The 12749-nt window shown below is 67.5% G+C and carries 14 protein-coding genes; 5 read left to right on the top strand and 9 right to left on the bottom strand.

Going from position 1 to position 12749, the window contains the following annotated elements; translation table 11 throughout:
* Positions 1 to 6: 6 nt before the first annotated feature.
* Positions 7 to 1167, bottom strand: coding sequence for a mandelate racemase/muconate lactonizing enzyme family protein (locus ABN028_RS31200; RefSeq protein ID WP_349699094.1), 1161 nt, complete (start codon positions 1165 to 1167; stop codon positions 7 to 9).
* Between the two features lie 81 nt (positions 1168 to 1248).
* Positions 1249 to 1725 carry a P-loop nucleotide/nucleoside kinase family protein gene (locus ABN028_RS31195; RefSeq protein ID WP_349329965.1) on the bottom strand — a complete coding sequence of 159 codons (477 nt, stop codon included), beginning with the start codon at positions 1723 to 1725 and terminating at the stop codon, positions 1249 to 1251.
* A 156-nt stretch (positions 1726 to 1881) separates the two neighbouring features.
* Here ABN028_RS31195 and ABN028_RS31190 point away from each other — a divergent pair, with 156 nt between their 5' ends.
* Positions 1882 to 2274 (top strand): hypothetical protein, encoded by a 393-nt coding sequence (locus ABN028_RS31190; protein ID WP_349329964.1) that lies wholly within the window; start codon positions 1882 to 1884, stop codon positions 2272 to 2274.
* A gap of 132 nt (positions 2275 to 2406) precedes the next feature.
* On the opposite strand, the gene ABN028_RS31185 is transcribed toward ABN028_RS31190, so the two are convergent.
* On the bottom strand, positions 2407 to 4077 hold the full coding sequence (locus ABN028_RS31185; protein WP_349699093.1) for an HNH endonuclease signature motif containing protein: 1671 nt from the start codon (positions 4075 to 4077) through the stop codon (positions 2407 to 2409).
* Between the two features lie 216 nt (positions 4078 to 4293).
* Here ABN028_RS31185 and ABN028_RS31180 point away from each other — a divergent pair, with 216 nt between their 5' ends.
* Positions 4294 to 5328 (top strand): ribonuclease H family protein, encoded by a 1035-nt coding sequence (locus tag ABN028_RS31180; protein ID WP_349699092.1) that lies wholly within the window; start codon positions 4294 to 4296, stop codon positions 5326 to 5328.
* Between the two features lie 61 nt (positions 5329 to 5389).
* Here ABN028_RS31180 and ABN028_RS31175 read toward each other — a convergent pair whose 3' ends face one another.
* Positions 5390 to 6367: a zinc-dependent alcohol dehydrogenase gene (locus ABN028_RS31175; protein WP_349699091.1), complete on the bottom strand. Its 978-nt coding sequence runs from the start codon at positions 6365 to 6367 to the stop codon at positions 5390 to 5392.
* Positions 6368 to 7322: 955 nt separating this feature from the next.
* Between ABN028_RS31175 and ABN028_RS31170 the strand changes: the two genes are divergently transcribed.
* Positions 7323 to 7691, top strand: coding sequence for a hypothetical protein (locus ABN028_RS31170; protein ID WP_349329960.1), 369 nt, complete (start codon positions 7323 to 7325; stop codon positions 7689 to 7691).
* 94 nt (positions 7692 to 7785) lie between these two features.
* Here the strand turns inward: ABN028_RS31170 and ABN028_RS31165 are convergent, their stop codons facing one another.
* A complete protein-coding gene (locus ABN028_RS31165) occupies positions 7786 to 8031 on the bottom strand; it encodes a hypothetical protein (RefSeq protein WP_349329959.1) in 246 nt (81 codons plus the stop codon).
* A gap of 264 nt (positions 8032 to 8295) precedes the next feature.
* Here ABN028_RS31165 and ABN028_RS31160 point away from each other — a divergent pair, with 264 nt between their 5' ends.
* Together ABN028_RS31160 and ABN028_RS31155 are read left to right on the top strand one after the other, a co-directional pair.
* Positions 8296 to 8808 (top strand): DUF1707 SHOCT-like domain-containing protein, encoded by a 513-nt coding sequence (locus ABN028_RS31160; RefSeq protein ID WP_349330114.1) that lies wholly within the window; start codon positions 8296 to 8298, stop codon positions 8806 to 8808.
* Positions 8809 to 8947: 139 nt separating this feature from the next.
* Positions 8948 to 9937, top strand: a complete 990-nt coding sequence (locus ABN028_RS31155; protein WP_349699090.1) for a phosphotransferase — start codon at positions 8948 to 8950, stop codon at positions 9935 to 9937.
* 60 nt (positions 9938 to 9997) lie between these two features.
* Here the strand turns inward: ABN028_RS31155 and ABN028_RS31150 are convergent, their stop codons facing one another.
* From ABN028_RS31150 to ABN028_RS31135, 4 genes are all read right to left on the bottom strand, one after another.
* Positions 9998 to 10777, bottom strand: a complete 780-nt coding sequence (locus ABN028_RS31150) for a phytanoyl-CoA dioxygenase family protein (protein ID WP_349699089.1) — start codon at positions 10775 to 10777, stop codon at positions 9998 to 10000.
* A 149-nt stretch (positions 10778 to 10926) separates the two neighbouring features.
* On the bottom strand, positions 10927 to 11568 hold the full coding sequence (locus ABN028_RS31145; RefSeq protein WP_349699088.1) for a hypothetical protein: 642 nt from the start codon (positions 11566 to 11568) through the stop codon (positions 10927 to 10929).
* Positions 11569 to 11853, bottom strand: a complete 285-nt coding sequence (locus ABN028_RS31140) for a hypothetical protein (protein ID WP_349699087.1) — start codon at positions 11851 to 11853, stop codon at positions 11569 to 11571.
* Positions 11854 to 11952: 99 nt separating this feature from the next.
* Positions 11953 to 12552 (bottom strand): ATP/GTP-binding protein, encoded by a 600-nt coding sequence (locus ABN028_RS31135; protein WP_349699086.1) that lies wholly within the window; start codon positions 12550 to 12552, stop codon positions 11953 to 11955.
* Positions 12553 to 12749 lie beyond the last annotated feature (197 nt).

The raw sequence follows: 12749 nt of genomic DNA, 5'->3' as shown, positions 1-12749 counted from the left end.
GGCGGCCTACCAGTTCGTGAACGAACCGTCGGCCCGCCGCAGCAACGGCAGTTTGGCGCTGCCGCGGAACTCCCGCGCCCGCGCCGCCTCCCGGTCGAACTCCACGCCAAGACCCGGTGCGTCATGAGGAAACAGTGAACCACGCCTGAGCTCGAACGCCTGGACGGGGAAGATCTCGGTGTCGATGCCCGGTGGGTACGCCTGCTCCTGGATACCGAACGGCGTCATCGCGAGGTTGAAGTGCAGGCACGCGGCGGTGCTCACCACGCCCAACGGATTGTGGACCGCAGTACGAATTCCGTGCGTCTCACAGCTCGCGGCGACTTTCACCGCCTCGGTGAGGCCACCGACGATGCACAGATCGATCCGTGCGTAGTCAATCAGGTCCTCTTCGATCAGCGGCCGGAACGCGACCTTCGAATCCAGCTGTTCGCCGGCGGCGAGGGGCACCCTGATCGAACGCCTCAACTGCCGGTAACCCTCGACGTACTCCGACCTCAACGGGTCCTCGACGAAGAACGGGTGCAGTTCGGTGACGGCGTCGCAGAAGTACTGTGCCTCGGGAAGTCCCAACCTGGTATGGATGTCGATCAACAGTTCGATGTCCGGCCCGAACTCCTCCCGCAGGGCACGGGTGAATTCCACCGCCTGACGCGCGGAACGCCGTGGTTCGAGTATTCCGTTCTCGTCATTGGGGCTGTAGCGCAGGTGTTTCCAGCCGGCATCGACAGCCGCGCGCGCCGGGGCCAACCAGTCACTCGCATCGCCGAGCCCGCTGTCACCGCCACGAGTGGCCCGCAGGTGGGTGTAGCAGGGTACGGAGTCGCGGACCCGACCCCCGAGGAGGTTGTAGACCGGTTGGTCGAGCGCCTTGCCTTTGATGTCCCACAACGCGATGTCGACCGCGGAGAGCGCTGCCGCGATGGCGCCGCGGGCTGGAAAGAACCGTCCGCGCGACATGACCTGCCACAGGTGCTCGATCCGGAACGGATCCTGTCCGACGATCAGGTCCCGGAAGGCTACGCAGGCCGCGGCCTCTGCCGCCTCGTGGCCCGACACGCCAGCCTCACCGACGCCGTAGATCCCCTCGTCGGTGTCGACGACGACGATCAGGGACGACCGGCGCTCTCCCGCGATCGGATATGCCGACACGTCGGTGATCTTCACGAGCCTGCTCCTCTCACCGTACCCGCCTGGCTGCAGGCACACCGAGCCGACGCGCGAGACGACAGCGGCAGCCGGTTCCCCTTACCTCATTCGATTTTTCAACGTATCCGACCCGGCGGTCGCCCAGCCAGCGAGCGGCAACACCTGGCCATCGCCGCTGACAAGCGCCGTGGCCATGCCTGCGAGGCTACCCTTCGCCCGCCGCGGGTTCACCGAGAACGCGCGTGAGATTGCCATGCCCTCGGTCACGATGCGTTCGAACCGGCACGGGCTGTCGATGATGACGCTGATCCCCTGACAGAGCAGGGATTCCGCGAGTGACCAGGTGCCTTCGTACCCGATCCTTCCGGCGTCGTGCCATGCGAGCCCGATATCCAACGCCGTCGACTTGAGTACGTCGATGTCGAGCGTGACCGCGCCGGATGTGCGGGCCAGCGGTCCAGCGATGGTGCTCTTGCCGGCGTCGCTCTTGCCCGCCATCTGCAGGAGGAACCGCGACGCCTTCTGGGTGGGCGGCGACTGCGACGCGGCATTGGCATTGGTACTCGACCTCCACATGCACAAGAGACAACCCGCCACGGGACGCACCATGGCCCCCGCTTGCACTTCGGATGCCAACAGCGGTCAGCCTTATGGCGGCCAGGCCGTTCCGGGGTTATCGTCCGCGCACCAGGTACACCTGTCGGTCGAGACCCGCCCGACGAGGAGGTCGCGATGGCCGGAGAAACCACGTCGACGTCCACATCCGATGCGACAGTCCTGAATCCCCTGCCCGATCCCGCTCCGGGTGGACGCGGCTACCTGTGGGCGGCGGGCCTGGTCGGCGTTGTCCTTGCCGGAGTCCTGGGCCTGGTGGCGTGGGGATTCTTCTCGGTCCCTGGAACCGACCCGGTCCGCGCCGGTGGCTGGTATTTCGCGATCTCCCTTCTGATCATCGTCCCGGCCGCGGTCGTCGTCCTCGTGCTGAGCTGGGGTGTCATCGTCCTCATCCGGAGGATGGGAGCGCGCGGCTGGCCGGGGCCCGTGCAGGCCACGCCCGCGGTCGCGCTGGTGCTCTGGCTGGTGTTCGTACTTGCCAGGTTCCTGCTGGCCGGCCCTGAGGAGTAACCCGCGGACCGCCGCACTCGGCGTACGTCGCGGCAGGTGCCCGGAGACCGCGCCGACCTGGCCCGGTGCGCTCGCGGAGCTCGCACCGGCGTCCGTCGATCGTCCGAGCCGACTCTCAGCTGGGTCGGCTCGTCAGAACGGTGGCGGGTCGCCGTCGGCGAGGGGGTCGGGGTCGGTGAGGCGTGGTGGTTCGGTCCGGTAGGTGCGTCCGTGTGGGTCGGTGAAGGTGAAATGCCCCGGTGTCGGCTGCTGGAGCTTCCACTCGGCTTCGCTCTTGAGGGTGTGGTGGCGCGGGCAGAGCGGGCCGCTGTTGTCGACGGAGGTCTCGCCGCCGTCGGCATGGTCGGTGGTGTGATCGAGCTGGCACGTGTTCGCCGGACGGCGACACGTTGACCAGACGCAGCGTTGATTGAGCGCTTCGACCAACTCTGCGGCGAGTCCGCGGAGGAACCTGCGTGGGATGGGGTGCAGGGACAGTAATCGCCCGGTGACCGGATGCGTCACGCCCACGGTGAACAGGGCATCAGGGTTGTCCAGGTGGTTGGCCATGATCCGGCGGGCGGTTTCGAGCAGGATCGGCCCGTAGCCGCCGAGCACGGCGGGCTGCCTGGACAGGTTGAGCAGGGCGAGGAGCGGGATGGCGAGTTGAATCTTCGCCCTGGTCCGCACCAGCGGCCGCTGGAACCCCGCAGACTGCCGGTCCGCGTGTTCCTGCCCATCCGGCTGGCCGTCGGAGACGCCCTCGTCACGCCCGGAACAGGCATCGCCGCCATCTTCCTGGTCGTCGCGGCCGGGCGGGCCGCTCGAACCGGCTGCGCCGCTCGAACCGGCTGGGCCGCTCGAACCGGCTGGATCGGGACGGTACGTGGCGGGTTTGCAGTCGGGGCAAGGGCAGTACCGGTCGTGATGCTCGTGGTCGCAGCCGGTGTGCGAGCAGCCCGGATCGGTGTCGGTGGCGTCGCGCCCGGCGGGACTCGAACCGTCAGCGGCCGCCCGGCTGGCGTCGCCACTGCCGCAGGTGGTGATGTCGGCGCGGCCGGACAGCAGGCTGGCGGCGATGTCGGCGCGAAGCTGGGGCAGGGTGCGTTCGTCGCCGGCAGACTTCATCGATCGTGCCATGGCGTCCAGGTAGGTGTGCGCCTCGACCGCCTGGTCCGCAGGTATCCCGTGCAGCCGCAGGTCGGCCACCCCGTCGATCGATGGATACACGTCGACACCACGGTTGGCCCGAGCCCGCTTGTGCCTGAGTACGGCTGCTTCCGGGTTGATCTTGAGCACTTCGGCTTCGACCCGGATTCGCAACAATCCCGCCCGCAGCCCCAACACGTCCGGGAACAGGGCGTCCTCCACCGCACGCCGCTCCTGCGCGGTTTCCAGAACGCGGATCCGTTCGGCGATCGCGCGAGCGTCGGCGAGCTCGAGCTGACCGGCAGCCAGAGCCGCACGGGTCCGGGGCATGGTTCTCAGGAGCAGGGCGAGGTCGGGGTACCAGTCGGCGTGATAGGCCGACCACCCCAACAACTGCTCCAACAAGGCCGAACCATGGGGCTCCGGCACCGCTGATCGGTCCGCCGGACCATCGACCAGACCGGCCGGACAATAGGCGAGTGCGGCCGCGTCGGCCAGACAGGCCGCCTCCAGGGAGGAGATCAGCTTCCGCCGCGCGCGGATCAGCTCCTCCAGCTCGTAGCCGTTACACGCATCACGATCAACCCGCGCCGACGCAGCCGCCAAGCCGGGACCGGGCACCATCTCGGTGAACCCCTCCGGCAGTGGTGAGACGCGCACCCCCGTGTCGCTCATGCGTTCGACTATAGCCCAGAATGATCATTGCGGCAACCAGCGGATCCGCACGCGTGGAAGTCGAAATCCCTTATCCTGTTGGCGAAACCCACGTTCTGACCCCCAACACGGCACCCACTGCGCCGGCCCACCCAACCCCTCGGCGACCCGGTGGCTCATCCCACCGACACGCGTACCCGCTGATCTGTGTCGGCGGCGGTACGAGATGCTGGGTGGATGCCCACGACCGTCTACACAGATGGCGCCTGTCTCCAGAACCCGGACGGCCCGGGTGGTTGGGCATGGGCCGTGCCCGGCGGCGCACATGCGAGCGGTGCCGACCCGAAGACCACCAACCAGCGGATGGAACTCATGGCCGCGTTGTCGGCGGTACGCGCGCTGGACGGCCCGCTGACCGTTGTCAGTGACTCGCTGTACGTCGTGAACTGCTTCAACAAGCGCTGGTACGCCTCCTGGGAACGCAAGGGCTGGACGAACGCCGCCCGCCAGCCGGTCGCGAACCAGGACCTGTGGCGGCCACTGGTCGAGCTGTTCCATGCCCGCAACGGGAAACTCACATTCCAGTGGGTACGAGGCCACAGCGGCGATGCGATGAACGACCTCGTCGACCGGCTCGCCGCCGAGGCGGCACGTACCCAGACGGGACGGTCGGGTTCACGCCCGCCGGCGGAGCTGGGACCGCCCGACAAGCCCGAACGCAAGCGCAGCACCGCCGCGTCCGGTAAGGCGGTCAGCGGTCTCGCCGCACCGGCCGGCTACCGGGTGGTCGTCTTCGGGCCTCGGCCGCCACAACTCGGTGGGTACGACGACAATCCCGTCGCCGCCCAGGTCTGCCGCAAGCTGACCGAAATCCTCGCGGGGCTCCGTGCCGTACATCCCGACCTCGTGGTGCTCACCGGTCTCGGTCTCGGCGCGGAGCAGCTCGGAGCGCAGGCGGCGGCGCGGGCGAAGGTGCCGTACGTCCCGGTGCTCGCGTTTCCCAACCCCGACGAGGTGTGGCCGCAGGCCCGCCGGGCGAGCTTCCGGAAGCTGGTGGACGCGGCGTCGGCCAGCCTGACCTTCTCCCCGGACAAGCCGACGTCCACGCAGGTGGCGGCCCGCGTCATCGCCCGCCGCAACGACTGGCTCGTCGCCCAGGCCGACTGCGCGCTGGTCGTGTGGGATGGCAAGGACCGCGCGCTGGGCACCCGGGTCAAGGCGCTCGAGAAGCGGATCCCCGACGACGTGTGGATCATCCCGCCGGAAGCCTGACCACCCTTCGGTCCCGAGATGTCTGTGAGACTGGCCGCCATGAGCACCGAGGATGGTGGGCTCATGCGGTCATGGCGACCTTGAGCCGCCCGGGAGCCGGCGTGGCGGCGAGGTCGTACGCCTTCTGCGCCTCGGTGACCGGCAGGGCATGCGTCACGTACGCCGGCAGCGGTCGCGCGGCGAGCAGCTCGAGCGCCCGGCCGAGGTAGGGCACCCAATGATCGTGCGGCGTCGTACCCGCTGTCATCGAGAGGTTCTTGCGGAAGAACGTCCTGAACGGCACCACGTGGTCCTCGGTGTCGACCACCCCGAACGCCAGCACGTGCCCGCCGGGTGCCGCCGCGCGCACGGCGTCGGCGAGGGTCGCGGTCTGGTGGCCGACCGCCTCCACACACAGATCCACCCGGTCGTCGTCGGCGAGCCCGCCAACCCATGCCGACGCGGTGGACGCGACCGACTCGTCCAGGCCGTAGTCGGCCGCCACCTCGGTCCGGTCAACCGGGTCGACGCCGACGACGGACCGCGCCCCCCGGGCCTTCAGTACGTGGGCGAACAGCAGGCCGATCGGCCCGAGGCCGAGCACCGCGACGGTACGACCGGCGACGTCGGGTGCCCGGTCGACCGCGCTGAGGACCGTGGCGAGGGGCTGTGCCGCGATCGCCTGCAGGTCAGGCAACCGGTCGGGCAACTGACCGGGCAACTGGTCAGGTACGGCGCACACCAGGAAGTCCGACGTGACGGAGTACTCCCGCAGGCCCTGTACTCCCCGCGCGACGCCCACCACGCGATCGCCGGCTCGAAACCGCGCGCTCGCGCTCGCGACCACCTCCGCGACGATCTCGTGGAGCGGATAGCCCGGGCCCGGCTGGTCGTGGCCGTCCGCCGGGGCCGCGCCGGTGAACTTGGGTACGTCGCTGCCGCAGATGCCGCCGACGAGGAAGCGGAGCAGGAGGTCACCCGGCCGCAGGTCCGCCGGTCGCGGCGGGTCGACGTCGACGTCACGTATCCTGCCTGGCCCGTCAAGCTGGTACGCCCACATTGCTCGACCGTAACCCACGATCGACGTCGTACGTCCGACCGGGAACGGCAGGCCCTCGAGCTTCTCCTCGCAGAGCTCGGCCAGGCGCTGCCGCGCGGGCGTTGAGTGGTGGCCGACCTTGACGGGAACGATTGGGCTGCCACCAGCCCTCTGACCGACGGCTAGGAACGACTGACTGTCGCCAGGGGCCGCCTTGGACGCCGACGAGAGCTTACGGCTGGATCGACGACCCGCCGCAGTCGCGTGACCGCGTGGAGGCACTGGACGCCCTTCGTCGCGACTTCGTCAATCACGCGTTGAATGCGGCCGGATCGCGTAACCTGCTCTATCGTCGTGCGTTACTTCACCTAGGGTCGCTTACCTGCTGCACAGAGCACCAGCACAACAAGCGATGTACGCCGTGCGACCGCGAAACCACAAAGCGGAGCGTCGCGGTGAGCGACCGGGCGCAATGGTGCGTCACGCGCGAACGGGGTCCCGAAGGTGGGGCCCCTTTTTGCTGTTTTCCAGGGGAGGGAAACCAGTGACCACATGGTGGATTGACCTGAGCATTCAAACCGGTCACCCGATCGTTCCACCCGAGATCTGCCAGCAGTTGCAGAAGGAGATCGGATACGGAGCGACAGTGGGGAACACCACTCCGCCCGGGGACCTCTCCGTCAGTGTCCACATGGATGCGAACAGTCTCCCGGGTGCTGTCATGGCAGCGGCCGAAACGGTCACGACGCACTTGGCACGGCACCAACTCGGCGGCCACATCACGGAGGTGGAAGCCTGTACCGAGGATGAGTTCGTACGACGTGCCAGGCTGGAGATGCAGGCCGAGGAAGCACAGCCCGCCGTCGTGCGCGCGGGACGCGGCAGGCATCGAAAAGGTCGGTAGGAAGGCGACTCCGGCAATTACAGCGTGACGGGGAGTTCGCATCGGTTCACCCATTCAACCAGGAGGAGATCCATGGGAATCGGGACAGGCATCTTCTTGATCGCTGTCGGCGCCGCTTTGACATGGGCGGTCAACATCGACCTTCCGTACGTCAGCGATGACGCGCTCGGGCTCGTCCTCGTACTCGCTGGAATCGCCTCTGTCGTCGTGTCGGTGATTCTCAAAGCGGAACGTCCGGAAGCTGGCGTGGGAACTGGAATCCTGCTCTTCGCCGTCGGCGCCGTCCTTGCCTGGGCGGTTCACGTCGACCTGCCCTACATCGAGGACTACGCGATGGGCGCGATTCTCATGGTGGCGGGCATCATCGCCATCGTCGCGACCGTCGTGATGAGCAGGCAGCGAGGCGATGAAGGTCGGGAGGCTATGCCGGACCGCTACTGACAGGATCGGCAGCATCTCTCGCCGAGTGGGTCAGAACACTTGCCCGTGAAGACCCACGGCGCGACGCGGGATAGCCAGGCCGGGGCTTCGGCGCTCAGCCGTCGCCTCCGCCACCTCCCCCACCTCCGCCACCGCCGTCGCCTCCGCCGCCACCGCCGGAGTAAGGGAATGACCCGTACTGCGGCCGGGGATACCGCGACTCCGAATCTCCCCTGGACTGCAGCCGCTCGCTGCCGGAGTCCCAGGTCAGCATTTCGCGCTTCCTGCGCTGGCGCATGTTGAGATAGCCCAGCACAGCCAGGACGACCAGAATCCCCGCAGACACCCACAGCACGGTCATGGACGGAGAGTGACAGCGGCGGCCGACTCCTGTCCAGATCCTCTGGCCCCATCCCAGCCACACGCCCCACTGGATGGGACATCCGGTGGAATCGTGCACTGCCGTACTCGTGTACGGGCGCGAAACCGCACTCGGGGCATCGGGGAGGCACCGCGGTGAACCACCCCGGTGCCTTTCCGGACCTGGCGTGACCGCGCACCGAGAAGCGTCCTGGTCAACAGGTCCACGATTCGGCGTACCATCTGGCACACTCAATTGGTGTCGATGGACGAGTTGCGTGTCGGCGATGCCGAGCGTGACGACGCGCTGCGCATGCTCGCCGAGCATCTGGCAGCCGGGCGCCTCGACATCGACGAGCACAGCGAGCGCTCCTCACAGATCATCTCGGCACGCACCAGGGGTGAGATCAGGAAGGTGTTCGTCGATCTCCCCGAGCCGCATCCCCTTCTCGGCCGCTCGCCGGCCCCGGGCACCGGTCGCGGCGTCGCATCCGGCCAGCCGAGCCCGGCGGATGCCAGGCTGGCCGTTCGTTCTCGCAAAGCCGCAGCAATGCGCACGTTCGCCGCCGGGCTGACGCCGCTCGTGTGGTGCGTCTGCATCGCGGTGTTCGTGATGACTGACGTCGGCTGGTGGATGTTTCTCGTGCCGATCGCCTACTCGGCGTTACTGTCAGCCTGGGAGCAGGCGAGCGGAGGCAAGCACCCAGCCAAGAGCCCAGAAGAGAGCCACGACAAGCCCCACACCGACCCTCGAGCCGACAACCGGCCGAACGAATGACTCCCTGAGAGTCCCGCCATGGCTGTGCCCATCCACGCAACGCTCTGACCGTTGGCGGACAGCAGAACTCGGCAGCGCGGCCCGCGCGGCACGCGACCTCCACTGCGGATCGCCACCGACCTGTGGTGGACTCTTGGGCATGTCCGCGACGAAACCGCCAGAGCTGGCGATGCTGTGGGAAGCCAGCGATCCTCACGATGCCCTTCGCCAGCGCTTCGGGTTCACCGATGCGGAAGAGGCCTGCCAGTGGCTTGGCGTCGTACTGGCGAAACACTGGGGTTTCCAGGTGAACTCCTGCGAGCGTCTCGTGATCAGCGCGGGCAACGCGTTGGCGTGGCTGACGACGGACGCGCACCGGCTGGTCGCGAAGTGGTCGGTCGTGGCGAGCCTCTTTCCTCGACTGGCCGAACTGGCTCGGCTCACCGACTGGCTGGCACGCCGAGGTCTCCCGGTGTCCGGGCCCGTTCCGGCGCTGGACGGAAGCCACCAGGTCAAGATCGACGGTGTATCGCTCGGACTCCAGGAAGTGGTGGACGGTGCCCATCTCGACGTGACCGACCAGGACCAGGTGTATGCAGCCGGCGGCGTCCTGGCAGATCTCCACCTGGCGCTCGCCCACTATCCCGATGTCACACCTGTCGTCGCGGTGAGCGCCCGGCGTGAACGGCAGCCCCTTCGGGTACTGATGAGTCGTACGATCGAGAGTTGCGGTCGAGCCGTCCCGGCCACGGACGCGCTTCGCGACTGGCTCGACACCGCGCCACCCGACCACGATCTCCCCGTTCACCTCGTTCACAACGACATCCGGTCCGCCAACATCCTGTGCGCGGGATCGACGATCAGGGCGGTGCTCGACTTCGAGGAGGTCACGCTCGACCATCCCGTCGTCGACCTCGCTCATGGCGCCGTCATGCTCGGCACCCGGTTCAGGAACTGGGGCCCGGTGTCGCCGGAGACCCACCAGGCATTCATTGCTGGCTACCAGTCCCGACGCCGACTCTCCGAAACCGAGGAAGCCTGGCTGGGCGCACTCGTGCTGTCGGGCACCCTGGGATTCGTTCGTCCCGGAATGGAGGATCCCGCCGGCTGGACAACATCGGCTCACCTGGCAGCGGAGGCGCTGCGATGAGTCAGGTGCCGAGGTATTTCGCCTCGGCGACGGCGGGCGGCGTCGGCCGCCTCGTACGAACTATTCGAACGGGAGTGGTTCGTAGCTGGCGCCGTAGGGGGCATCCGGTCGATCGAACTCGCCCATCAGGGCGCGGCACATCGGGGTCGTACGTTCCAGGAACGCCTCGGAGTTGGTGAACCGGTCGGCGGGCCGGACCCACGGCGGGCTGTAGACGTAGTGCGCCGTGTAGCGGTCGCGCTCACCGTCGTGGCGGTAGGTGCGGTGCCACACCCCGTTGTGGAACAACAGCACCGAACCGATCGGCGCGCAGATCACGTGGCCGATCGGGACGTCACCCCGGTTCGTCCGGATGTCGGGCGGCAACGGCACCTGGCTGCGGTGGCTGCCCGGGATCAGCTCCATGTTGCCGGTGCCCGGCTCGGTCTGGTCGGTCAGCAGGAACGATGCCCGCAACTGGATCAGCGGTACCGGGTATCCGACCTGATTGAAGTTGTACGCACTCGACCCGTCCTGGTGCCAGCCACCCACTCCACCGTGTGCCGGCTGCATCGTGTTCCAGCTGGCCTGCAGGATGAACCGGTCGCCGAACAGCCCGCGGACCTTCGGCAGGACCGCCGGATGGTCGATCAGCCGCTCCAGACACGACTCGGTCTCGTATCCGCGCCCGATCTGCCCGAACTCCCGGTCCCGTGCGGCGTGAAGCCGCTGTGAGGCGTCGTAGCACTCTGCGGCCTCGTCGGCGGACAGTACGTCGGGGATCACCAGGTATCCCCACGACTCGAACACAAACCGATCAAGGTCGGTGAACGGCCCTGGTGCGACCTCGGGATTCAACATGTGTTCGATGCTCCGTTCACTGCAGGTGTACCGGCCGGGAGGCACGGCCGCTCAGTCACGATCCCCCAGGCGTGACGTACGCGCCAGCGGGTCTTCCGCGAACGGCCGCGACCGGTGACGGCGTTCCACGCGTACTCATGCTTCGAGCCCTACCTGTCTCGCAGGCGCTCGAGTTCGTCCGCCCGGCGCATGTCCTTCGGACGTCCGACGGCCCGGCGCATGAGAACGAGATCCTCCCGGCGCAGGTAGCAGACCTCGAGGCCGTCCGGGCCGGACGCGGTCAACGCACGGCCGAGGAAGTCCCTGACCGGCAGCGCACCCCAGGGCAGAGCCGGAGTGCAGCAGTCACCGCTCGCCTGCGGCGACTCGAACTGGACCTTGGGTTGGAGGAAGGCTTCCGGCCCGAGCGCGATAGGCACTCCGTCATCGTCAAGCAGGTGGCAGCCCGCGGCGTCAAAGGCAGCCGACAGAGCTTCAGCCTGCGACGGATCCCCGTCCCACAACAGGTCGAGATCTCCGGTCAGCTCGACCGACCCGTGCAGAATCCCCGCGACCTGTCCGATCATCACGGTCCGTGCCCCGGCCCGGTTCAGTGCTCGCAGGAGGGGAAAGGGGTCGAAACCGAGCGCACTGTCCGTAGCAAAGGTGCCCAGGATCTCGTCCGCGTCGTCGTGGGTCCGTCCCGTGGCCGGCCGAGCACAGGTCAGCGCTCGGGCACGCTCCACGGCAGCACGCAGAAGCTCCAAAGGTCCATGACCCACCCAGACATCGAACACCAAGCCGACCTGCACCTAGTCCTCCTGGTCGAGACCAGTCTCGTAACTCCTGCCCGTGGGCTCGTCGGAGTCGACGAGAATCCAGTCCGAGCAGGAGCCCGCATCAGGACCACCGTTGATGGTCAACGAGGCCACCAAGCGACCGGTACGTACGACGTAGACGTCGACCTGGCAGCGGCCCTGATAGACGGTGACGGTGTGCCCGCCTTCGTAGTCGCAGGACCTGAGCACCTTCTGCGATGCGCGGCCAGCGCCGCGGCGGCACCCCACCAGCTGCACCTCGCTCGGTTCCGGCCGCATCCTGCCCGCCAAGAGCGGCGTGACCACAGCATCGGAGCACGCTGGCGGGTCACGAGCCGACGCTGACAGCGGTGCCACGGCCATGACGCGCATGCCGGGTCAGCTGCCTTCTCCACTGGCCTCACGGAGTCCTGCTTGTGCGCTGGAGCTATTGCGTTGGAGTTGCTCCACGGTTTGCTGAACGAGTGCGATGCGCTGGACCAACGGGCCGGCAGGTACCTCGACGAGTTCGAACCCCCACTGGCGATAGGTGTCCTCATGCAGCTGCTCGAAGGTCAAGGAGTCCTCGAAGGTGATCCGTCTGGCTGCTGTCGCCTGGATGCTGCCCTGGTTCCGGACGAAGAAGACGGTTGCTGAATAGACGGCGTGTTGAACAATCCGGTCGATCTCAGCAGCCAGAAGGGGCGACGTCGGGAACCGTAGGTAACGGCTCAGCGCCAGCGTGCAGATGGGTGAGCGGTCAAAGTAGATGACGTCCGCTTCCGCGGCTCGCGCACGGCTTTCCCTTTGGCGTTGCAGGCCAACGATCGCATCGATGAAGCTTGGGTCCTTCGATGGCTCGTCGTCGCCGAGTGACTGCCGTAGGGCCATGACGTCCGTTGCCGCTTCTTCGACTACGGCCTGTCCGTTGACCTCCAGCCCGCGCAGTAGCGCGGTTTTTCCTGCGCCCGGCGTGCCAGTGAGGATGTATCTGGGCATGGCTGATTCCTTGTCGCGGATGTGAACGGATTCGTGAGGTGGCGAAATGGGGTGGGGCGATCCGTGTGCGCCTAGTACGGCGTGGCGTTAATGATTGGACGGTTGTTCCTGGGAGGATGCTGGTATGGCTCATCCTCCTGCTGCGGCGTTGGTGTTGCATGACGGTGATCGGGACGTTCTTGGTTCGTGGGTGCGAT

Source organism: Actinopolymorpha sp. B17G11, from assembly GCF_040196095.1.
In the GTDB taxonomy this organism is placed as follows: Bacteria; Actinomycetota; Actinomycetes; order Propionibacteriales; family Actinopolymorphaceae; genus Thermasporomyces.
This window is presented reverse-complemented; position numbering and strand designations above follow the sequence as displayed.

Excerpts from the sequence above, each read along its gene's own strand:
- ABN028_RS31195 (WP_349329965.1), bottom strand. The coding sequence starts at position 1,725 with ATGTGGAGGTCGAGTACCAATGCCAATGCCGCGTCGCAGTCGCCGCCC.
- ABN028_RS31190 (WP_349329964.1), top strand. The coding sequence starts at position 1,882 with ATGGCCGGAGAAACCACGTCGACGTCCACATCCGATGCGACAGTCCTG.
- ABN028_RS31185 (WP_349699093.1), bottom strand. The coding sequence starts at position 4,077 with ATGAGCGACACGGGGGTGCGCGTCTCACCACTGCCGGAGGGGTTCACC.
- ABN028_RS31180 (WP_349699092.1), top strand. The coding sequence starts at position 4,294 with ATGCCCACGACCGTCTACACAGATGGCGCCTGTCTCCAGAACCCGGAC.
- ABN028_RS31175 (WP_349699091.1), bottom strand. The coding sequence starts at position 6,367 with ATGTGGGCGTACCAGCTTGACGGGCCAGGCAGGATACGTGACGTCGAC.
- ABN028_RS31170 (WP_349329960.1), top strand. The coding sequence starts at position 7,323 with ATGGGAATCGGGACAGGCATCTTCTTGATCGCTGTCGGCGCCGCTTTG.
- ABN028_RS31165 (WP_349329959.1), bottom strand. The coding sequence starts at position 8,031 with ATGACCGTGCTGTGGGTGTCTGCGGGGATTCTGGTCGTCCTGGCTGTG.
- ABN028_RS31160 (WP_349330114.1), top strand. The coding sequence starts at position 8,296 with ATGGACGAGTTGCGTGTCGGCGATGCCGAGCGTGACGACGCGCTGCGC.
- ABN028_RS31155 (WP_349699090.1), top strand. The coding sequence starts at position 8,948 with ATGTCCGCGACGAAACCGCCAGAGCTGGCGATGCTGTGGGAAGCCAGC.
- ABN028_RS31150 (WP_349699089.1), bottom strand. The coding sequence starts at position 10,777 with ATGTTGAATCCCGAGGTCGCACCAGGGCCGTTCACCGACCTTGATCGG.
- ABN028_RS31140 (WP_349699087.1), bottom strand. The coding sequence starts at position 11,853 with ATGCGGCCGGAACCGAGCGAGGTGCAGCTGGTGGGGTGCCGCCGCGGC.
- ABN028_RS31135 (WP_349699086.1), bottom strand. The coding sequence starts at position 12,552 with ATGCCCAGATACATCCTCACTGGCACGCCGGGCGCAGGAAAAACCGCG.